Origin of the sequence: Rhizobium sp. 3T7 (assembly GCF_020166565.1) — a bacterium.
In the GTDB taxonomy this organism is placed as follows: domain Bacteria; phylum Pseudomonadota; class Alphaproteobacteria; order Rhizobiales; family Rhizobiaceae; genus Rhizobium.
In genome coordinates, this window is the sequence record NZ_JAIQXS010000007.1 from 24376 (window position 1) to 47647 (window position 23272).

Genomic DNA, 23272 nt, shown 5'->3' on the forward strand with positions numbered 1-23272 from the left:
TCATAGCGCACTTAGGGAGATTTTAGGATTCCGCTGGCTCAACTTAGTGAGCTTTTAGGAAACGAGTTCGGCAAATATCGCTAGAGCGTTCTTCATCGAACAAGGAGCACGCCGATGTCACCTCAAACTCATACAAAACTGCCTGAAAACAAGGTTGCCGTGATAGGCGCCGGCCCCGCGGGACTTGTCGCCGCCCGCTGGCTTATCGGCCGTGGGCTGGAGCCAGTGATCTTCGAAGGCTCATTTCGTCTCGGTGGCCAATGGAATTCGGCATCCGCCACCAGCGCCACGTGGCCAGGCATGCGCACCAACACCAGCCGCATCATGACCGCCTTTTCCGACCTTGATCACACTCAGGGTACCGCCACGTATCCGACGCAGGAGGAGATGCTCGACTATCTCGAGCGGTATGCCTTTGCATTCGGCCTCCTGCCACACCTGAGGTTGAAGACCGAGGTCGAGCGGTTGGAGCGCGCCCCGGACGGCTGGCTGATTCTTTCGACATCGGACAGTGAACACCGGGCGGAAACCTTCTCGCGTGTCATCGTTGCGACCGGCCGGCAGAATCGGCCAGACGTGCCGGAGATTCCCGGCCTGGCAAGCTTTGCGGGCTCGCTTGGGGTTGCTCATACGGCGCAGTACAACGGGCCGGAGCGCTATCGGGGCCGTAAAGTTCTCGTCGCCGGCTGCTCGATCAGTGCGCTGGAAATTGCCTCCGACATCGCGCACGGCGCAGCGCAGGTGATTTCAACACACCGCCGCCAGCGCTACATCCTGCCGAAGCTGATCGCCGGTGTGCCGACGGACCATGTGATGTTCAATCGCGCAGCGGCGCTTGTCGAGGGTGTATTGCCGCCGGATATTGTGGCGGAAGGATTGACGGCTAAAGTGCTGAAGGTTGCCGGTTCGCCCGACCAATTCGGTGCCCGCAAACCCATCGGCAACGCTTTTGCAGCCGGTATTTCCCAATCGCAGGGTTTCCTGCCGGCAGTTGCCGAAGGCCGTATCGACGTAAGGCCATGGATCGAACGCGTGGATGGTTCCACTGTCTGGTTCCGCGACGGGACCAGCGCGAATGTGGACGCAATCCTCCTCGGCACCGGCTATCGGTTATCGTTGCCGTGGCTTTCGGAAGACATCGCTCGCACGATCCGGCTCGATAGCTACGGCGCCGATCTCCACGACCACACCTTCCATCCGGACCTGCCGGGACTGGCATTCCTCGGCCTGTTCGATCTGGTCGGTCCGGTCTTGCCCGTATTGGAGCTGCAGGCGCGCTGGATTTCGCACTGCTTCGGCGGTGTACAGCCGCTTCCAAGCCGGGCGGCGATGCTCGCCGGTGTCGAACGCAGCCAAGCGATACGGTCGGGGCCGATCAGCCTTCCCATGCATGTCGCGGCACTCACCTTTGCTCGCAATGCCGGGGTGGAACCGGACCTGACGATCTGGCCGGACCTCGAGCGGGCGCTGCTGTTCGGGCCGCTCTCGCCAATCTCCTTCCGGCTGCAGGGGCCGGACGCGCTGCCGCATGCCGCAAAAAAGGTAGCGAAATTCGCCGCGGCGTTCGGAGCGATCTCGACGGAGGACTTCACGCCGGAAGAGGAAGGCGTTCGCCAACTCCTCAAACTGCACCCTGTTCAAAGCGCGGCGTGATCATTCCACCGTCCTCGCACTCGGTCTCCTCGTGGGCTACCCCTTCCGTGGCGGCGTGCAATGCGCCGCTACGAGCGCTGCAAAAGTCCGTTAAGAGCAAGGTCGATTGTGCCTCGATGAAGGCAGCCCATGAATTGGTTTGTCCCACAGCCTCAGACGCCGGCATCGTCCAGGCGTTCGGTCCGTGACAGGGGTGAAGTCGCCGGTCCAAGAAGCTCGCAGGCAGTGTTTGCAGCGGCGAGCTCGGCGACGAACCAGTCGAGCACTTTGATAAGCGCCGGAAGGCCATCGCTTCGGCTATCCGCGCAACGGGTTAAGTCGTTTAACAGAGTCTGTCGGAATATGTTAAATTATTACATTAAGATAGCGCCATAAGTTGCCACGCAACATCAAATTCATGCGGCCATCTTCAATTTCTTTTGGAGAGCATCGCACGGCACGAGCTTTGCCTATTGTGTCGGAGCCACCGCCAATTGGCGTACGCAAGGGTTTCCGCGATTTTCTGGCTGCGCTTCTGGCTACTTGGTTCGTTTTGTGCGCCACAGACGATTAAGGTCGCAGCTTTCCGCGAAATGCTTTTTGACCAAGTCGAACCAGTCTTCGGGCAATGCGCCGAGCACACACGTGTCTTCTACAATAGGTCGCTGAGATATCCACTTTGCCCAACGTAGGTCGGGGCCTGGCGGCCGAACGCCGTTCAGTCAGGCGCCACGCTGCGACCGTCGCGGATTTCATTCTCAATGGATGGTCTGTGCGATGACCTGGTCATCAAGCAAAGCATGGTATGTCCTGATGAGACGAACCGTGCCCGCGATAATCTCGTCGGAGTATACCGCATCTGCTTGAGAAATTTCATCCGTCAAATCGCGGAGAACTTCGTTTATTTCCAGCATCAGCGGCACACGTTCCAAATATCCGTCAGCCGCAAGCCCATGCGCAAGGTTTGCAATCACCGCCCTAAGATGATCGATGAGAGCACGCCTTTCAGCTACCGTTAATGCTGAGGGCTTCATCAGTGTCGCTTCACCGCTGAACTGCATGATGAGCACCTCCTATCCCTCAAGATGAGGTGGTCTGCGGCCTTATCATCGTTAACAATAACATACCAAATGAATAGGAATTCCAATTATTATTGTGTTCTTTCTAATGCGTTGATTTTGAATAATACTATTTGTTTTCTGATTAGTAGGAGAGGGTGTCGCGACGTTATTTTGTTTCCTCAGGTTATAATATTCGGCGCGCCAAATCAAAATGACAGCTGACCCACTGCAAGTGAGGTGTCTTCTAAACTTCCTTTCGGGAGGCCGGCATGCCTGCTTTGCCATCCTAATCGCGCCTCAATCAGGGCGTAATGATAATCGGTCGTCGTTTGGCCGTTATGGCTTTCCGCGGTGTCAGAGACCCTTGACCCGCCATCCTCCCGAATTCCGATGGGCAACGCCCGGTGCTGCTGGCCGGATGAAGCGGTTAACCTGCTTTCCGTCAACCAGCGGTGAGACCGCCTCCATTCGGAGATTATCGCCATGTCAACGCGCACAACGGATACCATCATTCACGTCTCTGCACCTTTTGAACTGCCGGATATCGATGGAATCCATCCGGCAGGTGATTACAAGATTGTACAGGATGAGGAGCTGATCGAAGGGCTTTCACGACTGGCCTATCAGCGTGTCGCAACGTTCATTCACCTGCCGTCGATTTCTGCCGGCAGCCGGATGCGGCGATTCGTCAAAATAGATCCTGTTCTTCTCGAGCATTTGTTGAGCGCGACGCCGTCACACCAGGAGCACGCATCATGAACGCGTTGGACAAGAACTCATTGGAAAAGCGGGAAAGAGCGCTGGAGGAAAAGTACTTCCTGGATGCCGAAATGGCGTTCAAGGCGAAATCTCGTCGTGACCGGCTTCTGGCCCAATGGGTGTCCGAAATGATCGGCATTACCGATATCGAAGCCTATGTCGCCGAAATCATCGACATTCGCTTCACAGGAGCGGGAGACGAGGGCGTGGTAGCAAAAATCCTCGCGGATGTCAGATCTGGAGGTAAGGTTTTGGACGAGAAGGAGCTTCGAGGCCGTATCGACAAGCTGATGGCGAGTGCAATAGAAGCAAGCGCCGTTCGCCCTTGAGATGCCTGGTTCCTAAGCCGCTGATGCGTGCGTGCTAGCTGCGCGGCTTGAGCAATCGTGCGCGAACCTGCCGCAGGGGGCAACTTCAAGATCCGTATGGCGCGCGGGCCTTGTTTAAAACCCATTGCGGGCGCATGGTGTCGTATCGGCAGCATTTGAAGCGGGCGCTGCCGCAAAAGGGTTTTGCCCTTCGCCCCAATCTAAAGGAGGACGTGATGTCTTCCATTTTCACTCATCTTCGCGACTACGGCCACGACACCGCGATCAGAACCTTGGTCGTGCTAAGCTTCGCCGTCGTTCTATATGTGATCCTGGAGGGCTGGTTGTGGTGACGATCCCCCCGGTTGGTGTGGCGCGCACCACAAGCAGCAATCGCCCGACACTTCGGCGCGTTCTCAAGCGCGCCGATTATGCCACATCCAAGATGCAGGCCGCAGAGGGGCCAGATCAGGACGAGGAAATGATGATCATTCGCCGCATCAAGGCAGGCACGATCTCGTTGAATGACTACCCCGACTCGCGATCGCACCAGAAACGGGCCGATCGGGACGCACTTGCATCCTGGGAGAATGAGGGGGGAGCAACAGGTTCGGCTGGGAAAGTTCCAAAAACGACGGAGAGCCACAATGATTGGCGTAGCGACCTTGCCCGCACGGATCAATTCTACAGAAGCGCCTCCGATCCAGACCAGACCACTATTCGCTCCAAGGCCATCACCGAGGAAGAGAAATCTGATCGGACCGAAAAGACGTCCCGGCTTCGCCGCGAACGATTGTTGTGTCAAGGTTCGGTATTGCCGAGCCGGCCATGAGAACCATTGATCGGGCCTCGTTGAGATAATCCATTTTGAAGTAAGCTCTGGCCCATTGGCGAATACGCAGCACGGCCCGCCGGCTTCACGCTCCCGCTTCCTGGCGATACGCCCTCTTCTGAGGCCGGCCCGCCCATTTGGTATCCAACGGCAAGGGCTCAGTCTGACGTCATCGCTGAAGCCGGTTCCTTCGCTCCAACAGGAGCTCGTGCTCGACCAGCCGCTTACCTGCGGCACTGAGGCCTGTTTCGCCGACCATCTCCTCGGTTATGCCGAGCTCCTTGAATCTCCGGCCCTGATCGGTCGCAAGGGCAGCGTGCTCGCGCCTGTAAAGCCGCAAGAGGCTGCTCCATTCGGCGTAAGTGAAGTCTCTCCGGGCGATCATGATAAGTGCCTCTCTGTCCAGATCAACGATAGCACGATTTCTCTTTTGAAGGCAGTGCACAGCCTGTCATCGAATAGGTGCTCAATTACTGCCCTCTAGGCAACGGTCGCGGCAAACCGAGGGCGATGGCGCAGTTCATGCAGTTGCAGCTGTCGAAGAGGACGACCTGACCGCATGGTCGCAGCGAAGAGCTGCGGGGTAGGATCCTCAAACAAAGCGCCGTCGTCAAGAGGCGGCAAAGCACTCGAACGAGTACGACGTAAAACGGCACAATTCGATCGTTTTGGTGGCATGGCAGTGGAATGTCGCAGGGCGACACTCGGCGAGGGCGGCATTGCCGTCGCTCATTCTGGCGATCTGGGAAAGCTAAGGGAGGCCAGCGAGTTCTATTGAGCTTTGATCCGCGCCTCGATTAATCTCAATTCGAAGCGGTGATAGCGTTGCCGCGCAAAATATCCGTTCAACTCCTGCAGAGCCAGCGACGTGGGTTCGCCTCGAAGCGATGCACCTGAAATCCGCGCTTCTTGAGCCGCGATTTCGATATCATCGTGTTTCAGGTACTTTCGCGTTTGCACCAAGTCGGCTTGTAATTGATCATTCTCTGAAGAGACAGTCTCCTGGGACGCCACAGCTTGCGAGGCGGAGCCTGCGTATGTCTCGTTTGCAGCAGGAATTCTGGTCACTTGAATACCCTGAATAGCTTGGCGATTTTTGTTGATGGGTTTGTACAGCACCGTTTCCACCGGAACATGGCCGAAGTGCTTTCTAAGTTCGCCGGTCAGAACACCACGGTCCGTGATGCCTTGCCTGACCAACTTCACCAACAGTTGCGCGGCCGGGTCGAGCTGGTGACCGTCCGTGGGTGTGACCTGTCCGGTGTATCCGGCTTCTTCCAACACGCTTTGAACAAGCGTTTTCTCTTCGTTTGTTTGGCCGGATATCTTTTGATCGTAAGGCATGCTGCCTCCTGTTCCGCGGGTCCGATATGCCGCTGCGTTGAGTCGACTTATTTTCTCGAGCTTGGCTGCCTGCTGACCTGAAAGGCGGCGAGGGCCGATATGGCTCGATGGACGATCTGAGCCAAGTCGATCGCGTTATTGCCAGCAACATGGCTGCAATGCGCCTGTACGACACGCTCGATTTCATCCAATCTCAGTCGCATGATGCTATCGCCAGCCGCGGCGGATTTCTTCGACCCAAATCTCAGGTCCGACGACAGTTGTTGAAGGACTGCAATGCGCTCGTCTACATTCATCTCAGTAATTTTGGGTAGATCATCCATCGTATTGTCTCCAGCTTCGGAAGGGAGATGTCCGATGGGCGATCCAGATGAAATGTTTTGAATTATCCGTCGGGTACAGACCTATCTTAATAAATGGCGTTGATCCAGCAGCAATACAATAGAGGTGCCAGAAATATGCCGCCGGGCCGGGGCCAACTATTGCAAAATTCACCGGCGCAAGACCCCTTACGCTCGGGTGCGGGCGACTCTACTTGCAGAGATCCAGTAGTATCACCGCCTCGGCGTATGACGGAAAAGGGTTACGTTTCCCAGCAGAGGCTTCGGCGATAAGGAAATACTCAGTCTGGGCCTGAGGGCGAGTTTGAATTTGCCGGTAAGAAGTGCAGCCGAACGGGCGAGGCCAGATAAAGGACATATCGCTCGGCAGCATCCGCCAGCGCCAGCGCTGCCTCCCCCTCCCGCCATCCTGCATTTATTGCTGAAATCACGATGGTCCGGGCGATCTTATCAAATAAACGACAGCACTCTGCCTCGCGGCGCAAATCATCTACAGTGAAATGAGGTGATGTAATCTTTTGCATATTTTGTCTCCGAGCGTCAGGAGCGGTATTGCAGCGCCACGCCGCAAATAGCGACCGGGCCTATCATGACCGCCAGATAAACCTTGACCAATATTTTGCGGCTATGTTTGAGGATAGAAGTCGGAAGACATGGTGTCCTCCTTTCGATCGGGGCAATGGTGGGGACCCTAAACAGCAGAGCCCTGATCTGCCGAGGTCGAGAAGATGCGCCTTCGAAGGAAGTGAAGCAAGTTTATTAATGCGAGTTGTCTCATATGCCCTTGAACGTTCGATTCGCCGAAGCGCATTCTTTTTGATTGCCCTAGAGTATGGGCGCACAGGCCTAACTTCATGAAGCTGCTGGTGTACGCGGTATGCGAGTGAATCCCGAAGGGTAAAGCATAAGTACCCGTCGCTCTGAAACTGCCAGCGCGGAAGGCTTCCTAAGTGCTGATCCAGTGGTGAACGCCATAGCCCAGGCTCCTGTTACACCTCCAATGGGCTCTGGGGTCGTCTCATCAACCCGTGATGCCCGAATGAGGTTGCGATGGGCTTGCAAAGAGCGCATGGTTAGTGATTGGTTGGCGCGATACCGACAAAGCCATAGAGGATTAAAATCCTAGTCCCAACAAGGAGGACCCGATGTCTTCCGAACCTAATCAATTCTTCGACGTCGCAAATCTGAGGATGCCGGATCGTTTCTTGACGAAAGCTGGCTTTCAAGGTGAGCAAATCTATGCTGTCGCCGACAAAGAAATCAGCGCGACAAGCTTGCTGGCCCAATGTTTCCAGAGAGGCGTCGTTGATGAAGCCACGCTGAAATCCGCGCTTAGAATGTATCTCGCAACAACAAATCCGATTGAGCGACCTCTATTGGAGGGCGACGGTTCGCTGGCGCGGTGGCTGGACGACGGCGACGCTCCGGTGAGAATTCACACGCACACGCGGTTATGGCTGCAAGCCGAACCAGCTCGCCACGGCGACCCGGTCGCTGTCGCTTTCCTGGCCGGTCGCAAACCTGGTGCGGGCCGCCGTGTTGCCAAGTATGCTGGAGGTCGATGGACGCCATGGAAAACGATCACTGGATCGTCGACGATTTCGGAATGCATTGCGAAATGCGCGACGGAACGTTCGAAATTGAAGCGCACAGACTTGCCGAACTGACGTCTGTTGATGACCGCGATATTCTTTACTGGCCCGTCTATGTCGCCAGCGAAACTCGGTTCGACATAGAGCGCTTTCTCGAAGCTTATGAGGAGGCGCTTGCAAAACACGCAGGCAGATACGCAGCGGTCATGAATCCGTCCCTTCTGGCCGAGAGCGCGGAGGCGGCTCGCGGTATCTGGGGAGAACGTCCGGTTTGCGGGTAGGCGCGACCATGACCATCTTCACCGTTCGTCACGTCACCTCCTATCGCTATTTCCGCGAAGTTGCTTTCGGCGAGCACCGGGTGATGTTTCGGCCCCGCGACAGCTTTGATCAACGGCTTATCGACACATCCCTGGCGACCGACCCGGAGCCGCATCGTGTGCGATGGATTCATGATGCTTTCGGCAACTGTGTCGCGCTGGTCGATATTGCATCTTCGGCCCGCGAGCTGCGTTTCGAAACCCGGATCACGCTCGATCACACGCCTCAACTCGCACTCGATTTCCAGATCGATCGTGCCGCCTTGACCTACCCGTTTTCGTACGATGCGGACGAGGTTCCCGATCTTACGCCGGCAATCCAGCGTCACTACCGCGATTCTAGCGACGAGATCGGACGTTGGGCCCGCCAGTTTGTCCGTTGCGGCCAGCCGACCGAAACCGGCCATCTGCTGATGACACTGTGTTACGCCATCAGCGAGAGCTTTTCCTATCGCCGGCGCCTTGAACACGGAACACAGACGCCGGTTCAGACCCTCTCGCTGCGTTCAGGATCCTGTCGCGATTTTTCATTGCTGATGATGGAGGCGGTCCGCTCGCTGGGACTCGCCGCGCGCTTCGTCACCGGCTACATCTACGTCGCCGACCGCGATGGCAGCCTAACGCTTGGAGGAGGCTCCACACATGCGTGGTGCCAGGTTTATCTTCCCGGCGCAGGCTGGACCGAGTTCGATCCGACGAACGGCATCGTGGGCAATCGCGACCTTATTCGCGTGGCAGTCGCACGTGACCCCCGCCAGGCGGTTCCGTTGAGCGGCAGCTATGATGGCAGCCGTGCCGACTTCGACGGCATGACGGTGCAGGTCAACGTTACGACCCAATGAACTGAAAGGGCAAACTCGCGGGAACTGCGCAGTACCGTCGAACGTTCCGCAATTGCGTTCCGTGCATGACCGATCTCTCCAATAAGGAATGTAGGATGAAAATACGTGCCGGATTTCATATAGGCTACGAGTGTACACAGCCGACCCCGATGCTTATGGCGCTGAACATTCATCCCTCCCGCCGTGTCGATCTTCTCAGCGATCAGATACTGACCTTCGACAGGCAAATCGAGGCCTGGAACTATACCGATGTGTTCGGCAATGCCTGCAGTCGCATTGTCGCGCCACCGGGCCTGACGACGATTTCCACGGAGTTTCAGATTTATGACAGCGGGCAGCCGGATATCATCCCGGAAGGTGCGGTTCAGCATGCGATCAACGACTTGCCGAACGAGGTGCTGATCTTCCTGCTCGGCAGCCGCTATTGCGAAACCGACAGGCTCGCCGATTTCGCCTGGGCACGGTTCTCGTCGACGCCACTCGGATGGCCGCGCGTGCAGGCCATCTGCGACTTCGTCCATAATCACATCACCTTCAATTACCTGGAGGCCGATCCACTACGAACGGCATATGGCGGCTTTACCCACAAGACTGGCGTTTGCCGGGATTTTGCGCATCTTGCCATTACGCTGTGCCGTTGCATGAATATCCCGGCGCGATATTGTACAGGCTATCTCGGAGATATCGGCGTGCCGGCCGATCCCAATCCTATGGACTTCAGCGCCTGGTTCCAGGTCTATCTCGGCGGTCACTGGCAGACGGTGGACGCCCGGCATAATACGCCGCGCATCGGGCGAATTCTGATGGCAACCGGTCGCGACGCGACGGATGTTGCCCTGTCGACAGCGTTCGGGCCCGCAACGCTTTCCCGTTTCGAAGTGATAACCGAGGAAATGCAGCAAGGCTGAACTGCTGACCGGCGCAAACGCAGGAGACGCACATCACACTTCCGATGAGTCGTCACCGAGTTCGTCACGGCGACGAATCGTTTGACTGGGCAGTTTGCCGGCGATCCAGCGAAGGGCCAGCGGCAAGTCGTAATGCGATGCGCGATGAAGGCAGCATACGGAAACTGGCGTTTCCGATATTTTGACCAATGTGCTGGCAGGTGAAAGACACAACCCGGCTCGAAAGTCGACCGTGAGCGATTTCGCTCGCACTCTATCGAAGCGCCGTTCAAGGACGGCGCGCGTCGGCGTCTGCTCCATTGGTCATCAGCGTCGCCATGTAGGCTCGAAGCTCCATCTCGCAAAGGACCCGATCCGCTCTCGAACGTCTGCGAGGATCTTTGCTATAACGCCCTCATCGCCCGCTGCTGTCGTCCGAACATCGATGATCTCTGCAACATAGGCTTGGACATCGGTAGCGCCGACCGGCTCCGCGACCCATTGAGCCAAAACCCGGTCTCGTCGGGACTGCACCGTGAAGGCTATTTCGGATGCGCCGCAGCCATGTGGCCAACCGCCTGGCTCACGCTACGTTCAAATTAAGTGATAACGAGGGCGAAATGACACAAAAGAAAATATAAAGCTAGAATCCATAGCAAATAATCAAAATATGATATGAATAGGTTCAAATAGAATAAAATAATAAAAAATATAAAATCCGTACGTTGTTTATTGTGTTATTATCCTGTTGCGCAATATTGCGTGCTTTCACTCAGATTGGATATGGACATGCAAGACATGACCTGGCTTCGCCCCGGCCTATGGGGAGCAGTATGCGGCGCGGCCGCGCTTGCGATCGTCGGCTTCACATGGGGCGGGTGGATGACCAATGGCAGTGCTCAAAAAGCAGCCGGGATCGAGCGAACCTCGGCCATCGCGGCTGCGCTCACGCCCTATTGCCTCGAGAGGGCCAAAACGGATCCGGCTTCGGCAGAGATCATGGCCGCACTCAAAGCAGCCGGCACATACGGGCGTAGCGACGTTATCAAGAAGGCAGGCTGGGCGACGCCGCTTGGCAGCAGCGAGCCAAATGCAGACCTTGCGCAGGCATGCCAGATTGCGCTTGGAAGCGCGGGCTAATTTCATGGCCTTGGATGGATCGCGGAGCCTGAATGGAACGAGCCATGCCATGAGCGCAAAACTATCCGATAGCGATCAGTCTAACAGAGATCGATGGATGAGCGATGCTCAAGGATAAAATCACCAAACCGGCCTCTCTCGCCAGAAGCAGGAATGGCAGCGCTAACGAAAACCGCCCGATAGCGAGCCCATCGGCTGAGGAATTGATCGTTCAGGCTTCAGACGCTCGCGCCACGCTGTGCAGCGGACACGGCGATCCACCAGGAAATGTCGCTGCAGAGGTTCAATTGCCAACCGAAGAGCTTGGAGGTTTCAAGGTGGCAAGCAAGACCTCGTTTTTCGAAAAGCTCCCCACGATGAAAGAGCTTGAACTGGCGCGGGATCGTCATAACAGAAAGGTTGCCCCCAAGGACGCCGATCGGCGATAATTCAACGCCGCGTTCAGCTTGGAACCCTAACTATGGACCCGCGCAGGCCCACCGCGTCGAGCGCCCTCCGATAGGTCTTTCCGCGGATCGGCGCAATGAATGCAGCCTCGCGTGGCCCCCGGTTGCCACAGCCAGGTGCGAGCGCGTCGCGCCTCATGGCGTGCCGATTCGAAACAGCCATCGACCTGCACGATCGCACCTCACGACGAAATCATGTAGCGGCCATCACCTGGCATCGAATGTCCGTGAGTTCAGCAGATCTACCGACAGGGATACGGCTAAGCATTACCGAAGCCTTCTTGGGATCGCTCCATGCCTTCACCGCCCGGATCACTTCTCCTGACGTGATGGTCTCGATCGTTCAGAACACGGACAACGACTGTCCTTCAGGCTTGGCCGTGCGCAATTCGTGACGGGCGAGCTTGCGTCGCATGGGGAGGGGTAGGCTGCCAACGCTTGTCCCCATACGGTGTATCGCCCAGACGAACCATGCAAGTTCCAGAAAATAACGCTCTGCCAGTGGATGTCGTCAGGACGCCGCGGGTTCGATTCTTGTCAAGGCGGCTATCTTGGATATTGCTCCACAGCCAATAATATCATAAATGTAGGTATGTTCCTACATGGAGGCATTCCATGAGCATCACAAGTTTGTCTAGCCGGGAGTTGAACCACGACGTCAGTCGGGCAAAGAAGGCTGCCAAAAAAGGACCTGTAGTTATTACAGATCGCGGGACGCCGTCCCATGTGTTGATGACGTACAGCGAATTCGTCCGCCTGACCGGCAAGCGCCGGACTCTCGTCGATGCGCTTTCAATGCCTGGTTTGTCGACGATCGAATTGGAGCCACTGAGAGCCGAAATTGCACCTCGCGAGGTCGATCTGTCTTGAAGTACCTGCTGGATACAAACGTCGTCTCCGAGCTGCGCAAAGTTGGAGACGGTAAAGCAGATGCCAATGTGACGAAGTGGGTCGGCGCGCAAGATTCCAATGACTTGTTCATTTCCGCGATTACGATCCTGGAAATTGAGCGCTGGATATTAACCATCCAGCGTCGCGACGCCGCCCAGAGTTCTCGCTTGCGGGGATGGATGGATAGCCGTGTTCGCCCTGAATTCGCCGAGCGGGTTCTGCCAATCGATGACGCGATAGCGACGCGTTGTGCCCACTTACGTATTCCAGACCGCCGCAACGAGGCCGATGCTTTGATCGCCGCTACCGCGCTGGTTCACGGTTTAACTGTAGTCACGCGTAATGTTCAGGATTTCGGTGATACCGGCGTGATCGTAATCGACCCGTGGCAAGGCTGAAATCGGGCGCGGGCACCCGCTAGGGATGTCCTTTTTGCAAAATTACTCAGATCAACCCAGAACCCTTTTTGGGATCGTAGGGTCGCGGTTGGTATCCGTTCAAGAGCCTTGTGTGCCGCGATCGCGCCTTGCTCAACGAGCCTCCTCTTTGGATGATCGATGGCCTCCGGTTTGTCCGAAGAGGGCGGCTACGACGGCCGCAGGTTCCCCCAGAGGGCCGCCCAACGTCTTACTGCTGATTTACGGTTCGACATCCAGCGACGCCGACTGTCCCAGCCAAGAAATACCTGGTCGCCGGTTCGATCCCCATCACCTGCGCCGCACGCCGGTGTGTCTGAATGCGGACGTTCCGTCGGCGCGGGATCATCCTCGAAGAGACCGGTCGAAGTCGCGGACTGGCAACTCCACTCGGCTGAACAACAGCAGCAGATGAATGACGGCCTCGCGCGCCTCAACGCAGAAGGTAAGGACGTCATCATAACCTGACACGATCGAGGCCGCCGGCGATTGCCGGCGGCCTCATATCCAGAGCGCCAAGAGCGCTACTCGGCCGCGGCATGCGCCGCCCAGCTGGTGCCTTACAGATGCACCACCATCGTCAGTCCGATTGGGCCTGGTTGCTCAACCCGGCAGCGAAGATCAGCTGTGCGGTTGCGTCAGCGCCAAAGCGACGGTCGATGCTGCCAGGGCGGAGGTAAGGGTCAAGGGCCCAACGGCGCCGTAATGATCGACGACATAGCCGCCGAAAACCGCGCCGATACTAATGGCAACCTGAAAAGAGACGACCATCAGGCTCCCCGCTGCCTCCAGAGCGTCGGGTGCCCCGCGGGAAAGATTGGTAGGCAGCACCACCGGCGCCATGCCGAAGGCGAAGCCCCAAAGCGTAACGAATCCGAAGGCAGCGCCGATGTGGACGCCCCAAAGCACCAGCGCGAGCGCCGCAAATGCCATCAATCCTGCCGTCATAGCGAGTGCCATGCGGATATTGACGTCGGCCACTCGGCCGCCCGCAATATTTCCCATCACCGCGGCGATACCAAACCCGAGCAGCGCCATGGCAATCGGCCCGGTTTCCAGGAGCGTCACTTTTTCGAGGAAGGGACGCACATAAACAGAACCAGCAAAATGCCCCGTCATAAGCAATAGGATGGCAAGCATTCCGAGTTGAACGCCACGCCGCCCGGTCAGCCGAAAAACATCGGCAAGGCTGTTGCCTGTGCTTGCGGGCAGCGTCGGCAAGCTGAGTACCTGCAGCAGCATGGCAAGCGCCGCAAGCCCTGCTGTCATAGCCATGGCGCTACGCCAGCCCAGCCAGTCGCTGATCAAAGCGCCCACCGACGGTGCAGCTATGGTGGCGAGCGAGACCCCGAGGGTGACGATAGCCATCCCTCGACCCGTCGCATTCGCACCCACCAGCCTCGCCACGACGGCAACCGAAAGCGCCCAGAACCCGCTAAGCGCGATGCCTAATCCGGCTCGACCCAACAACAATAACCAAAAATCAGTCGCTAGCGCCGCAAGTATGTTAGAGCCAATTGCCAATGCACTGAGACCAACGAGTACGGTCTTGCGGTTCATTTTGCCGATGAGAACATTGCTCAACAAGGCGGTCACCGCGCCGATGGCAGCGGTCGCGGTCACGACCTGCCCGGCTGTTCCCTCACTAATGCCGAGATCGCGCGCCATTGGCGTCAACAGGCCTGCCGGCAAAAACTCAGCTGACACCAGCGCAAAGCTGGTGGCCGCCATCGAAAGAACGGCGAACCAAGTAGCCACGCTCCACGCGGCTGGCTCGGCGATATGAAAGTCTATCGCGGCGTCGTCTAGTTGTGATCTCGTGTCCGTCATTGAGTCATCTCCTACGTTCGGAGATTTCATAGACGAACTTGTTGGGATGATATGTGTCTTAAGATCCGAAATCCATGTCTATTCGTCCGGAACTTGTGCGGCGCACAACGCCGGGCGAGACACTGGTGATGCGCTTGAAGGCGCGCGCGAAGGATGCCTCGGATTCGTAACCTAACCGGGAGGCAACTTCGGCAACCGACATGCCGCTTTGACCCAGCAATTCGCGGGCAAGCTGCATGCGCAGACGGGCAAGATAGTGTGCCGCGCCCTCTCCTAAGATAGCGCTGAAGCGCTCGGCAAAGATCGAGCGCGACTGGCCTGCCACACTGGCGAGGCTTTCTAGGGTCCAGTTATGGCCTGGGTCTCGGTGCATAGCTGCCAACACACGACCGAGGTGGGGGTCGCGGATGGCGGCGAGCCAGCCGGTGGTCGAGGCTCCGCTGCAATTAACCCAGCAGCGGATAAGCCGCGCTGCGAGCAAGTCCGCCATGCGGGACAGGACAGTGGCGCTGCCCATCTGAGGCTGTGAAGCCTCTGCCGTCATGGCCGCCAGTAGCGGACCAACGATCGGGTCATTGCCGGCTACATCGCAGCCCTTGATGATTGGCGGCATCAAGGCGATCAAAGGGTTGAGGGCATATGCGCTCAAAGCCATGGAGCCGCAGAAGAGCGTGCTGGTCGTACCCGTTCCTTCCCGCAACACTTCGCAAACGTTGCTGCCCAACCTTGTTATGTGACAGCTTTCGAGCGAGTCGCCCTCAACATCTGGCGCGCTGGACAATCGATGTGCGATACCTTGCGGCAGTAGCACCAGATCACCATCGTTCAACTCCTGCCATCCTTGGGCTTCGGTATGGATCCAGCACGGACCTTTGCTAACGAAGTGAAAGCGAAGCAGTTGTTGGTGCGAAAAGGCGATGCTCCATGGATGTTGGAGTTCGCACCGCCCATAGTTGACTCCATTCAAGCGAAAGTCTTGTAGGACTTCGCTTAGCGCATCCATTGGGATATTTGACGGCGACAGATGTCGAGACGAATGATCAAGCATTTCGTCAATTTAGGTCTCGAGCGTCTGGCACGCAAGCACGATGGTGTCGCGAGGCGATTCCCTTCTGCAGCACTATTGTTTTCGCGAATTGGAGCGCGATCTCTGCCAGCAATGGTCTCTGTCATGCCTGTCAGCCGATGGATGAAGTCAAGTCCGAAAGGCATGGGGTGCGCCGATTCGATTCCCATCAAGGCGAGGGGATAGGAGTCGATATTCAGGACTGGGCGGTATGTTGCCGACGTCCGATCGTCTCTCTATTGAACCTCGCCTTGCCGCCATTGATCTGAACGTGCAGGCAACCGACAAAACGGGTTTCGCCAAGGCGGTCGCAAATGGCGTTTTTGGGGCCGACAGCCGACCGTCCGCCAGGGGCACACTAACACTAAGAAGCGGACATAAAGAGCTCTGGCCACCATGGTCAGGGCGGCAGCCAAGCCTGAGGTTTTCGCAAGCCGCCAGCGCTTGTTCCGGCGGGGGTTCGATGTCAACATAGCCCTGGCTCGTGGCTACGAAAGCCCGCATCCGCGGCTTTTATCGATGGGGTTCATATGACAACAGAAGCCGCCCAGATTAGTGCAACCCTGCTGTTGTTTGCCGCCATGATCGTGCCGTGGATCACGCGAAGATGGCCGCTCTGGGCGAGAGCCGCGTGGCGGGTGGCTGTGTTCATCGCTCTCACATATACGGTGCTGCAAATGGGAGGCTCGCCGCTTGCGCCGCAATTTGATACCGCCCAGCCTGGTGACCGAGTGTGGCAGCAACTCATTGAGATCGGATGGTGGCTCGCTGCCGCCCAATGCGCGATCGGCATTGTCCGGTTGTTGGTGGTCTTCGAGACTAAGCCGCGAGAAACTCGGATCGTTTCCGATTTGATGGCTGGTGTCATCCATCTTCTGACGCTCTTCGCCGTTATCAATTTCGTCTTTGCCGTGCCGGTAGGTGGCCTTCTTGCCACCTCCGGCGTCATCGCGATCGTCTTGGGCCTGGCACTTCAGAGCAGCTTGTCGGACGTATTCTCCGGGATCGCCGTTGGGATAGAGCGCCCGTATAGTCCCGGCGATCTGGTCTGGGTGGAAGGCGGGATCGAAGGCCGCGTCGTGCAGGTAAACTGGCGTTCCACACATATTGCCACGCTGAACGGGGACGTAGCGATCGTCCCTAATAGCGTGATGGCGAAGGCCCGTCTGGTAAACCACAGTTTGCCGACGAAAGTTCGCCGCGTGTCGATAACAGTGAAGGTCGCAGCAAACGAACGGCCCGATCGTTGCATGGCGGTTCTGAACGCGGCAGTCAAAACCTGCGTGTTGCTATCGGCGACGCCGCCTCCAAGCGTCGCCCGCAGCGAGCTTCAGGGCGACGGCGTTGCCTACGACATCAGCTTTACGATTCCCAGCATCGAAGTGTTCGTCGAGGCCCGCACCGAACTGCTAGGCCACATCCAATCCCATCTTCGCCACGCAGGCATTGCGCTCGCCGTTCCGGGCGTCCCGATCCAAGGGCGCTTGCAAGTTCCAACCGCAGTAACCCTCCTCGAGGAGTCAGATTGGTTCGGAGTCCTCGCCGATGCTGATCGAAGTCTCTTAGCGGACCAACTGGTCGAAGTGTGGTTCGCCGCTGGGGACCAGCTTATGAAGCGGGGTGACGATCCGAAAGTGCTCTTCATCGTGGCATCGGGCACCGTCGAGATCACCGATGGTCTGCCCGGTTCGACCGAAGTAATCTTCCGACTGGGTCCTGGCGGCAGCCTCGGGGCAATCGGCATGATCACAGGTACACCCTACGCAGCAACGGCTACTGCATTGACGCCCGTGACCGCTTACCGCCTCGACAGAAAGGGGGTAGGGGACGCTATTGCGGCGCGCCCGGATCTGGTCAAGAGCCTAGAAGTATTGGCTCGCAGAGGGCAGGAACTGAACCGCAGGGACGTGGTTGCGCGCCAGGCAGACTATGCTGAACCGCCCGAGATGTTTTTGTCGAAGCTTCGTAGTTTTCTGCGAAAAATTTCTGAGAGCCCGCGCGACGAAGACCAACGGCGACACCGCTCGTAACCTCGCCAGAGCATCCTCAGCGCCGTCCCGACCTTGGTGGTGGGTCGATACCCGAAATTCGAGCTCGCTATGTCGCCCGCCACCCGGAACGCGTCGCGAAGGCGGTACTGGTCGCTTCCCTGACGCCGAACATGTACCGGAGCGAGGAAAACCCGTCCGGTCAGCCGCCGGAGTGGTTCGAAGCGATCCGCGCGGGCGTGCTGGGCAACCGGTCGCAGTTCTTCCGGTTCGTCCCTGAGAACCCGTTCTACGGTTACAACCTCGACGGGGCCGAGCCTTCGGAGGCGATCATTGCGAACTGGTGGCGCCAGGGCATGGCCGGTGGTGCCCTGGCTCACTAGGCGACTGTCGACCCTTGGCTGGAAGATTATACCGAAGACCTCAAGAAGATCACCGTGCCGGTGCTGGTGATGCATGGCGAGGCCGACCAAGTCGTCCCCTTTGCAAGTTCCGTGCCGCGTGCGGTCGACCTGCTCAAGAACGGGTCGCTGAAGACCTATCCGGGCTACCCCCATGGCATGCTGACCACACATGCAGATGTCCTCAACCCCGACCTGCTCTCGTTCATCAGGTCTTGATGCCATCGACCGGACCGCGGCCTTCACCCAACGTCGGCCGGACGATCTGTCACCCGGCAGTGCCGGGTGACACCTGTTGGTGCTGGTACGTGGAGCGTTCCCGGAGGGTGCTTCCGACAGGGGCAATTTGTTTGGTGCGGAGTGAAAGATGCAACTTGTCGCGCTTAAATTTTTCGTTGCGGTGGCCGATTACTCCACCGGCCGAAATGGCTCGGCGTCTCGGCTTCAACATCTAGGAATTAAGAGCGGCGGGATGTCCGTCGATTTAATGTCGGAAGCACCACCAGCTTCCGAAGTGCTCACTATAGGCTCGTTTTTCGGCTTCCGGCCTTTAGGTAAATTCAGGCTGGCGTTGCTGTCGTCTTTGAGTTTTATGGCGCTCAGCTCGACGGCAGCTTTTGGGACACTGACCATAGTGTCTGAACGGCTGAAATGGAGGCGCGAAGCTGCCGTTTCAGCGTTGAGTCAGAATGCCGAAACGACCATCAGGAAACATTGCGGACTTAAGAGGACTGGCACAGGCTGCAGATCTTCAAAGAGCATATATTCGAGCGGCTCGGATATCGTCGTGACCTGACCTTGAGCGGGCTTCTGCAACGACAGCGTCGATCGGCCGGGAGCCTGAAGAGCAGTCATTGCGTAGGGCTACAACGTCGGCTGCGTCCAGCTCGATCGCAACCGAGAGCGCTCTGAGCAGCGGCTGAAAGTTCTTTCTTGCCCCCTGTCTCCCTGATATCCTGAAAGTGAGGAGACGGCGCCATGAGCGAGATCCGAAAGCTGGCTGCAATCCTGGCTGCGGACGTGGTTGGGTACAGCCGGCTTGCCGGCGCCGACGAGGAACGCATCCTGGCGAGGCTACGGGCACTGCGCAGCGATCTCATCGATCCGACGATCGCCGTTCACCATGGCAGGGTGGTGAAGCGAACTGGCGATGGTGCGCTGGTCGAGTTCCGCAGCGTGGTGGACGCCGTGCGTTGCGCCATTGAGGTGCAGAACGGTATGGTTGAACGCAATGACGGCGTGCCGCAGGACCGTCGCATCGAGTTCCGGATCGGTATCCATTTGGGCGATGTCGTCGAGGAAAGCGACGGCGATCTGATGGGCGACGGCGTCAACATCGCCTCGCGATTGGAGGGCGTCGCCGCGGCGGGCGCGATCTGCCTATCCGAGGATGCCTATCGCCAAGTCAAGGCGAGGCTGGACCTCTCGGTCAGCGATCTCGGCAACACGCAACTCAAGAACATCGCCGAACCAATCCGGGTCTATTTGCTGCAAGTCGGCAGCGCCGGGACCAAGGCAGCCGCGGCCTCGGAAACCGTGACGAGCCAACCGGCGACGGCAACGTCGCCAAAGCTGTCGATCGCCGTCCTGCCCTTCGCCAACATGAGTGGTGACGCCGAACAGGACTACTTCGCCGACGGCATCTCGGAAGACATCATCACGGCGCTATCGAAGTTGAGGCAGCTCTTCGTCATCGCCCGCCATTCGTCGTTTACCTTCAAGGGCAAGAACGTCCATGTGCAGGAGGTGGGCACGAATCTCGGCGTGCGGTATGTTCTTGAGGGCAGTGTACGCAAATCGGGGAACAGGGTACGCATTACGGCGCAGCTTATCGACGCGACCACCGGCGGGCATCTATGGGCGGAGCGGTTCGATCGCGACCTGACCGACATATTCGCTGTTCAGGACGATGTAACGCAGCAGATCGTCGACGCGCTGGCGGTCAACCTGACAGAGGGCGACCGGAAAAGGCTGGTGCCGGGGCAGACCGGGCATCCCGAGGCGTATGACTGCTTCCTGCGCGGCCGGGAGCTGTGGCATCGCCTGACCAAGCAAACGAACAGCGACGCCCGCGACCTTTTGCAACATGCCGTCGAACTGGACCCGAACTTCGCCTCGGCGCACGCCTTTCTCGCCCTGACCCACGGGCTCGACTATTTGAACCGGTGGAGCGCGTCGCCGCAGCGCTCGATTCAGCAGGCCGAAGAGGCTGCGACGCTGGCGGTGGCACGGGATGATAGCGATCCCGTGGCCCACTGGGCACTGAGTGTGGTCAGGCTTTACTCACGACAGCACGATAGAGCTATCAGCGAGGCCGAGCGTGCAATAAGTCTCAATCCGAACTTCGCCGAAGGGCAGGTCAGCCTCGGGGAGGCACTTCTCTATTCAGGCAGATCCGAGGAGGCACTCGCCTGTTTCGATCGGGCCAGGATCTTGAACCCGTACTTTCCGGATGTCGTTCTCCACTTTCAGGCCTGGGCCTGGTTTCAACTGAGAAGGTACGAAGAGGCCGTTAAATTGTTGGTGCAGCGCGTGAGTCGCAATCCCGTCACCGACGTCTCGCGCGCGCTTCTGGCCGCCTGTTACGGACACCTCGGCCGTTTCGAAGAGGCTCGGGCGACGTGGCAAGAGGTGCTGCGCGTCAATCCCGACTACTCCTTGGAATACCGCCGCAAAGTCTTGCCCTTCAAGAACCCCGCCGATTTCGAGCTCGTCATGGAAGGGCTACGCAAGGCGGGTGTCGTATAATGATGGGTGATAAATGTCCGATCTTGAACCTGTTCGCCATTTCCACAGAAGATGAGCAATAGCCGATGCCGGCTTAACCACCACCTCAAGCGTAATCGCTAGCAAGGTCTGCTTCGAGGAGTCTGCAAAGCCTCTCTTTACGGCCGGCATGAAGGCGCAAAGCGGCGCGGCAGCAATCTCCAAGAAGAGCACACCTAAGTTGACACGTGCGGCCCCGCTGTGCGCGAGGCCGCACACTCTCAGATCTCAGTATGTTCCGCTAGTTCCAACGCATCCTCAATGTCCACTCCTAGATACCTGACGGTATTTTCGATCTTAGTGTGGCCGAGGAGGATTTGGATCGCGCGAAGATTTCCTGTTGCCTTGTAAATCATTGCGGCTTTGGTGCGCCGAAGCGAGTGCGTGCCGTAGCCTTCGCGTCGTAGACCGATTGCGGTCACCCACTCATGCCCGAGACTGGTGAACGGCAGCTTTGGGGCCGGCATCAGCCTTAACGGAGATGTTGACGTCGCTACGCCCATCGATCCGACCCTGCCTCTACCTATGCGCTTGAATCCTTAAGTCCTTGGTGATATCTGGCCGACAGGGTCCGCAGTTCACCCAGGCATCGCCGTTCCTCGGAACAAGCTAAACCTGCTCATATCGAGATATGGACACCCATCCCGTGCCATGTCGGAAGGGCGATCACCGATGTTCCGTTTGGAACGGCGCGACCGAAGGATAGGTCATGTCCAGAATTCTTATACCGCTCCAGGTGAGCGATACATCTACATTTGCGAAATCCCTCCGAGCGCTGTTGGCCGCGCAACAGGGGCTGCCTACTCATCTTGAGATGCTCAACATCGTCGCGAAAGCTGCAGGGCATGGAAACTTCCAGGCATTACGTGCTGCGACGGATCCTTCATCAAATGTCAGCCGCGTAGACGAGGAAAAGGCGCCACCTCCTTTTTCAGAGAACGTTGAAGAGAAACTCGTCGATCGGGTTGTCCGTTGCTTCGATGTAGACCGAATCTTGCTTCGCTGGCCATCAAAACGCTCCGACCAGATACTGGCTCTCTGGATCCTCTGGTCGCAGATCCCCGCGTCGATGGATTTGTCCGAGCGTGACGTCAACGACCTACTTCATCGAAAGCACCTTTTCGGAGACCACGCACTTCTCCGACGCGAGCTGATTGATCTCGGTTTGATGACCCGAACGCGTGACGGGCGGGTGTACCGACGCGTCGAGCAACCAGTTCCCGTGAACTTCGAACCGGCTATCCGCCGGCTCGCCGCGCGCTAACCCGAACACATCGAATGCATCTCAGGAGCGGCCGGACGATCCCGGCTGTGAGCAGCATGTCTAAAATCAAAACAGGAAAATTCCTAGACCGCGTTCCCTTCGCCCGAGTTGGAGAAGGCGTCGAAGCGATCCTCATCATCAACGGTGGCCAGGGATTCATGATGCGTCCCGAGACGTCGCGTCTCCGCAGGGACGCAAGCCGTCTGGGGCGGATTCTACCCGATGGAAGAAGCTTCGTCCTTCTCGGTTACGATCCCAAGCCAGGCGATGTTTCCGTCTCTTCCATCGCGGACGATATCGCGGACATCATCGACAACGAGTTTGGCGGGCGGTGCCAACTGGTTGGCGTTTCATACGGAGCCGTCGTCGCCGCGAACGTCGCCTCACGGTTCCAGCATCGGGTTTCGAGACTAGCCCTCGTTGCCGGGGGATATGACTTCTCACCAGAAGGAAGACATCGGTTGCGTCGGCAAGCCGAACTTGCACGCTCGGGTCAATCTGCACGGTTGCTGCAAGAGTTCTCGTCTGTCTTTCGACGCCCTTGGTTCAACTTTCTGCTGAAACTGCGTATCCGCCTCAATGCTCGGAAAATCACAGATCGGCTTTCATCGCCCGCGACCGTCTGTCGCTATCTAGACGCCATGCTGGCGTACCGGGCTGGGGATCATCAGCCTGAAGCTGAGGGACTGGATGTATTGGTGGTCCTCGGAAGTCGGGACCAGTTCTTTTCCCGCCCGTCAGTCCTGTATCCCCGTGTGAAAATAGCGGTTCTCGAAGGAGAAACGCACATGGCCCCGGTCGAGCGGCCGGCCGACGTCAAGGCAATCCTCTCGTCATTTCTGGATAGCCGACCATAACGCTTATCCTCGACGAGCCCTTTCATCTGTTCCCTGCGCCAAAAGAAGGGCCGCTTCCAAATCTGGCGCTGCTTCAGGGGCTTCTTTACGCCGACCTTCGGGCCGGCGTTCCATGCCGGTCGACCGAGTGCAGCAGGATCGTATTGCGCGGTACCCATTTGAGTTCTCCTTCGGCCACCATTGGCCGTCGGAAAAACGTGCGAACGCAAGGAGCGACGGGGCCGTAGCCGGCGGACTGCTTTCCGGGAACAGGCGCTGAAAGCTGACATTCGTTCATTAGCGGCTCGAA

The 23272-nt window shown here is 57.8% G+C and carries 23 protein-coding genes and 2 pseudogenes; 16 read left to right on the top strand and 9 right to left on the bottom strand.

From position 1 onward, the window contains the following. The first annotated feature begins 114 nt into the window (after nt 1-114). Nucleotides 115-1653 (top strand): flavin-containing monooxygenase, encoded by a 1539-nt coding sequence (locus K9B32_RS12220; RefSeq protein ID WP_224562318.1) that lies wholly within the window; start codon nt 115-117, stop codon nt 1651-1653. A 737-nt stretch (nt 1654-2390) separates the two neighbouring features. On the opposite strand, the gene K9B32_RS12225 is transcribed toward K9B32_RS12220, so the two are convergent. Further along, on the bottom strand, nt 2391-2693 hold the full coding sequence (locus K9B32_RS12225; RefSeq protein ID WP_224562320.1) for a hypothetical protein: 303 nt from the start codon (nt 2691-2693) through the stop codon (nt 2391-2393). A gap of 483 nt (nt 2694-3176) precedes the next feature. Here K9B32_RS12225 and K9B32_RS12230 point away from each other — a divergent pair, with 483 nt between their 5' ends. The 3 genes from K9B32_RS12230 (at nt 3177) to K9B32_RS12240 (ending at nt 4592) form a co-directional block, all read left to right on the top strand. After that, nucleotides 3177-3452: a hypothetical protein gene (locus K9B32_RS12230; RefSeq protein WP_224562322.1), complete on the top strand. Its 276-nt coding sequence runs from the start codon at nt 3177-3179 to the stop codon at nt 3450-3452. After that, on the top strand, nt 3449-3781 hold the full coding sequence (locus tag K9B32_RS12235; protein WP_224562324.1) for a DUF1476 domain-containing protein: 333 nt from the start codon (nt 3449-3451) through the stop codon (nt 3779-3781). The genes K9B32_RS12230 and K9B32_RS12235 overlap by 4 nt, the downstream gene beginning before the upstream one ends. 325 nt (nt 3782-4106) lie before the next feature. Then, nucleotides 4107-4592, top strand: coding sequence for a hypothetical protein (locus K9B32_RS12240; protein WP_224562326.1), 486 nt, complete (start codon nt 4107-4109; stop codon nt 4590-4592). A gap of 169 nt (nt 4593-4761) precedes the next feature. Here K9B32_RS12240 and K9B32_RS12245 read toward each other — a convergent pair whose 3' ends face one another. The 4 genes from K9B32_RS12245 to K9B32_RS12260 form a co-directional block, all read right to left on the bottom strand. Continuing rightward, nucleotides 4762-4977 carry a hypothetical protein gene (locus tag K9B32_RS12245; RefSeq protein WP_224562327.1) on the bottom strand — a complete coding sequence of 72 codons (216 nt, stop codon included), beginning with the start codon at nt 4975-4977 and terminating at the stop codon, nt 4762-4764. 386 nt (nt 4978-5363) lie between these two features. Next, the gene (locus tag K9B32_RS12250) at nt 5364-5936 is read right to left on the bottom strand and encodes a hypothetical protein (protein ID WP_224562328.1); all 573 of its coding nucleotides are present in this window, start codon (nt 5934-5936) and stop codon (nt 5364-5366) included. Nucleotides 5937-5983: 47 nt separating this feature from the next. Next, nucleotides 5984-6259 (bottom strand): hypothetical protein, encoded by a 276-nt coding sequence (locus K9B32_RS12255; protein WP_224562329.1) that lies wholly within the window; start codon nt 6257-6259, stop codon nt 5984-5986. Nucleotides 6260-6558: 299 nt separating this feature from the next. After that, nucleotides 6559-6801, bottom strand: coding sequence for a hypothetical protein (locus tag K9B32_RS12260; RefSeq protein WP_224562330.1), 243 nt, complete (start codon nt 6799-6801; stop codon nt 6559-6561). A 1037-nt stretch (nt 6802-7838) separates the two neighbouring features. Here K9B32_RS12260 and K9B32_RS12265 point away from each other — a divergent pair. From K9B32_RS12265 to K9B32_RS12275, 3 genes are all read left to right on the top strand, one after another. Further along, entirely contained in the window at nt 7839-8150 is a 312-nt protein-coding gene (locus K9B32_RS12265; protein WP_224562331.1) for a hypothetical protein, read from the top strand. A gap of 8 nt (nt 8151-8158) precedes the next feature. Then, complete coding sequence (locus K9B32_RS12270; protein WP_224562332.1) at nt 8159-9031, top strand: transglutaminase N-terminal domain-containing protein; 873 nt, start codon at nt 8159-8161, stop codon at nt 9029-9031. 95 nt (nt 9032-9126) lie between these two features. Further along, nucleotides 9127-9939 (top strand): transglutaminase-like domain-containing protein, encoded by an 813-nt coding sequence (locus K9B32_RS12275; protein WP_224562333.1) that lies wholly within the window; start codon nt 9127-9129, stop codon nt 9937-9939. 306 nt (nt 9940-10245) lie between these two features. On the opposite strand, the gene K9B32_RS12280 is transcribed toward K9B32_RS12275, so the two are convergent. Continuing rightward, the gene (locus tag K9B32_RS12280; protein ID WP_318013327.1) at nt 10246-10452 is read right to left on the bottom strand and encodes an ATPase inhibitor subunit zeta; all 207 of its coding nucleotides are present in this window, start codon (nt 10450-10452) and stop codon (nt 10246-10248) included. Nucleotides 10453-10707: 255 nt separating this feature from the next. Here K9B32_RS12280 and K9B32_RS12285 point away from each other — a divergent pair, with 255 nt between their 5' ends. The 3 genes from K9B32_RS12285 (at nt 10708) to K9B32_RS12295 (ending at nt 12793) form a co-directional block, all read left to right on the top strand. After that, entirely contained in the window at nt 10708-11058 is a 351-nt protein-coding gene (locus K9B32_RS12285; RefSeq protein ID WP_007800090.1) for a hypothetical protein, read from the top strand. A 1061-nt stretch (nt 11059-12119) separates the two neighbouring features. Next, complete coding sequence (locus K9B32_RS12290; RefSeq protein WP_224562342.1) at nt 12120-12374, top strand: type II toxin-antitoxin system prevent-host-death family antitoxin; 255 nt, start codon at nt 12120-12122, stop codon at nt 12372-12374. Then, nucleotides 12371-12793 carry a type II toxin-antitoxin system VapC family toxin gene (locus K9B32_RS12295; RefSeq protein ID WP_224562344.1) on the top strand — a complete coding sequence of 141 codons (423 nt, stop codon included), beginning with the start codon at nt 12371-12373 and terminating at the stop codon, nt 12791-12793. Before K9B32_RS12290 ends, K9B32_RS12295 begins: the two co-directional genes overlap by 4 nt. A gap of 639 nt (nt 12794-13432) precedes the next feature. Here K9B32_RS12295 and K9B32_RS12300 read toward each other — a convergent pair. After that, on the bottom strand, nt 13433-14641 hold the full coding sequence (locus K9B32_RS12300) for an MFS transporter (protein WP_224562346.1): 1209 nt from the start codon (nt 14639-14641) through the stop codon (nt 13433-13435). Between the two features lie 58 nt (nt 14642-14699). Next, nucleotides 14700-15689, bottom strand: coding sequence for an AraC family transcriptional regulator (locus K9B32_RS12305; RefSeq protein ID WP_224562349.1), 990 nt, complete (start codon nt 15687-15689; stop codon nt 14700-14702). Between the two features lie 548 nt (nt 15690-16237). On the opposite strand from K9B32_RS12305, the gene K9B32_RS12310 reads away from it, so the two are divergent. The 4 genes and pseudogenes from K9B32_RS12310 (at nt 16238) to K9B32_RS12325 (ending at nt 20844) form a co-directional block, all read left to right on the top strand. Further along, nucleotides 16238-17737: a mechanosensitive ion channel family protein gene (locus K9B32_RS12310; RefSeq protein ID WP_224562351.1), complete on the top strand. Its 1500-nt coding sequence runs from the start codon at nt 16238-16240 to the stop codon at nt 17735-17737. A 62-nt stretch (nt 17738-17799) separates the two neighbouring features. After that, nucleotides 17800-18315 (top strand): annotated as a pseudogene (locus tag K9B32_RS12315) (alpha/beta fold hydrolase); the annotation flags it as partial. Nucleotides 18316-18463: 148 nt separating this feature from the next. After that, complete coding sequence (locus K9B32_RS12320) at nt 18464-18892, top strand: hypothetical protein (protein WP_224562353.1); 429 nt, start codon at nt 18464-18466, stop codon at nt 18890-18892. Nucleotides 18893-19074: 182 nt separating this feature from the next. After that, a complete protein-coding gene (locus tag K9B32_RS12325) occupies nt 19075-20844 on the top strand; it encodes an adenylate/guanylate cyclase domain-containing protein (RefSeq protein WP_224562361.1) in 1770 nt (589 codons plus the stop codon). Between the two features lie 239 nt (nt 20845-21083). On the opposite strand, the pseudogene K9B32_RS12330 reads toward K9B32_RS12325, so the two are convergent. Further along, nucleotides 21084-21299 (bottom strand): annotated as a pseudogene (locus K9B32_RS12330) (tyrosine-type recombinase/integrase); the annotation flags it as partial. Nucleotides 21300-21571: 272 nt separating this feature from the next. Here K9B32_RS12330 and K9B32_RS12335 point away from each other — a divergent pair. Together K9B32_RS12335 and K9B32_RS12340 are read left to right on the top strand one after the other, a co-directional pair. After that, nucleotides 21572-22126, top strand: coding sequence for a DUF2087 domain-containing protein (locus K9B32_RS12335; RefSeq protein WP_224562363.1), 555 nt, complete (start codon nt 21572-21574; stop codon nt 22124-22126). A 56-nt stretch (nt 22127-22182) separates the two neighbouring features. Beyond that, a complete protein-coding gene (locus tag K9B32_RS12340) occupies nt 22183-22983 on the top strand; it encodes an alpha/beta fold hydrolase (protein WP_224562365.1) in 801 nt (266 codons plus the stop codon). The last annotated feature ends 289 nt before the right edge of the window (nt 22984-23272 follow it).

Bases quoted from the DNA above. Each gene is read 5' to 3' on its own strand.
- K9B32_RS12310 (WP_224562351.1), top strand. From the start codon at position 16,238: ATGACAACAGAAGCCGCCCAGATTAGTGCAACCCTGCTGTTGTTTGCC.
- K9B32_RS12335 (WP_224562363.1), top strand. From the start codon at position 21,572: ATGTCCAGAATTCTTATACCGCTCCAGGTGAGCGATACATCTACATTT.
- K9B32_RS12300 (WP_224562346.1), bottom strand. From the start codon at position 14,641: ATGACGGACACGAGATCACAACTAGACGACGCCGCGATAGACTTTCAT.
- K9B32_RS12235 (WP_224562324.1), top strand. From the start codon at position 3,449: ATGAACGCGTTGGACAAGAACTCATTGGAAAAGCGGGAAAGAGCGCTG.
- K9B32_RS12220 (WP_224562318.1), top strand. From the start codon at position 115: ATGTCACCTCAAACTCATACAAAACTGCCTGAAAACAAGGTTGCCGTG.
- K9B32_RS12225 (WP_224562320.1), bottom strand. From the start codon at position 2,693: ATGCAGTTCAGCGGTGAAGCGACACTGATGAAGCCCTCAGCATTAACG.
- K9B32_RS12305 (WP_224562349.1), bottom strand. From the start codon at position 15,689: ATGCTTGATCATTCGTCTCGACATCTGTCGCCGTCAAATATCCCAATG.
- K9B32_RS12245 (WP_224562327.1), bottom strand. From the start codon at position 4,977: ATGATCGCCCGGAGAGACTTCACTTACGCCGAATGGAGCAGCCTCTTG.
- K9B32_RS12265 (WP_224562331.1), top strand. From the start codon at position 7,839: ATGGACGCCATGGAAAACGATCACTGGATCGTCGACGATTTCGGAATG.
- K9B32_RS12275 (WP_224562333.1), top strand. From the start codon at position 9,127: ATGAAAATACGTGCCGGATTTCATATAGGCTACGAGTGTACACAGCCG.
- K9B32_RS12230 (WP_224562322.1), top strand. From the start codon at position 3,177: ATGTCAACGCGCACAACGGATACCATCATTCACGTCTCTGCACCTTTT.
- K9B32_RS12270 (WP_224562332.1), top strand. From the start codon at position 8,159: ATGACCATCTTCACCGTTCGTCACGTCACCTCCTATCGCTATTTCCGC.
- K9B32_RS12320 (WP_224562353.1), top strand. From the start codon at position 18,464: ATGCAACTTGTCGCGCTTAAATTTTTCGTTGCGGTGGCCGATTACTCC.
- K9B32_RS12255 (WP_224562329.1), bottom strand. From the start codon at position 6,259: ATGGATGATCTACCCAAAATTACTGAGATGAATGTAGACGAGCGCATT.
- K9B32_RS12285 (WP_007800090.1), top strand. From the start codon at position 10,708: ATGCAAGACATGACCTGGCTTCGCCCCGGCCTATGGGGAGCAGTATGC.
- K9B32_RS12290 (WP_224562342.1), top strand. From the start codon at position 12,120: ATGAGCATCACAAGTTTGTCTAGCCGGGAGTTGAACCACGACGTCAGT.
- K9B32_RS12340 (WP_224562365.1), top strand. From the start codon at position 22,183: ATGTCTAAAATCAAAACAGGAAAATTCCTAGACCGCGTTCCCTTCGCC.
- K9B32_RS12325 (WP_224562361.1), top strand. From the start codon at position 19,075: ATGAGCGAGATCCGAAAGCTGGCTGCAATCCTGGCTGCGGACGTGGTT.
- K9B32_RS12250 (WP_224562328.1), bottom strand. From the start codon at position 5,936: ATGCCTTACGATCAAAAGATATCCGGCCAAACAAACGAAGAGAAAACG.
- K9B32_RS12260 (WP_224562330.1), bottom strand. From the start codon at position 6,801: ATGCAAAAGATTACATCACCTCATTTCACTGTAGATGATTTGCGCCGC.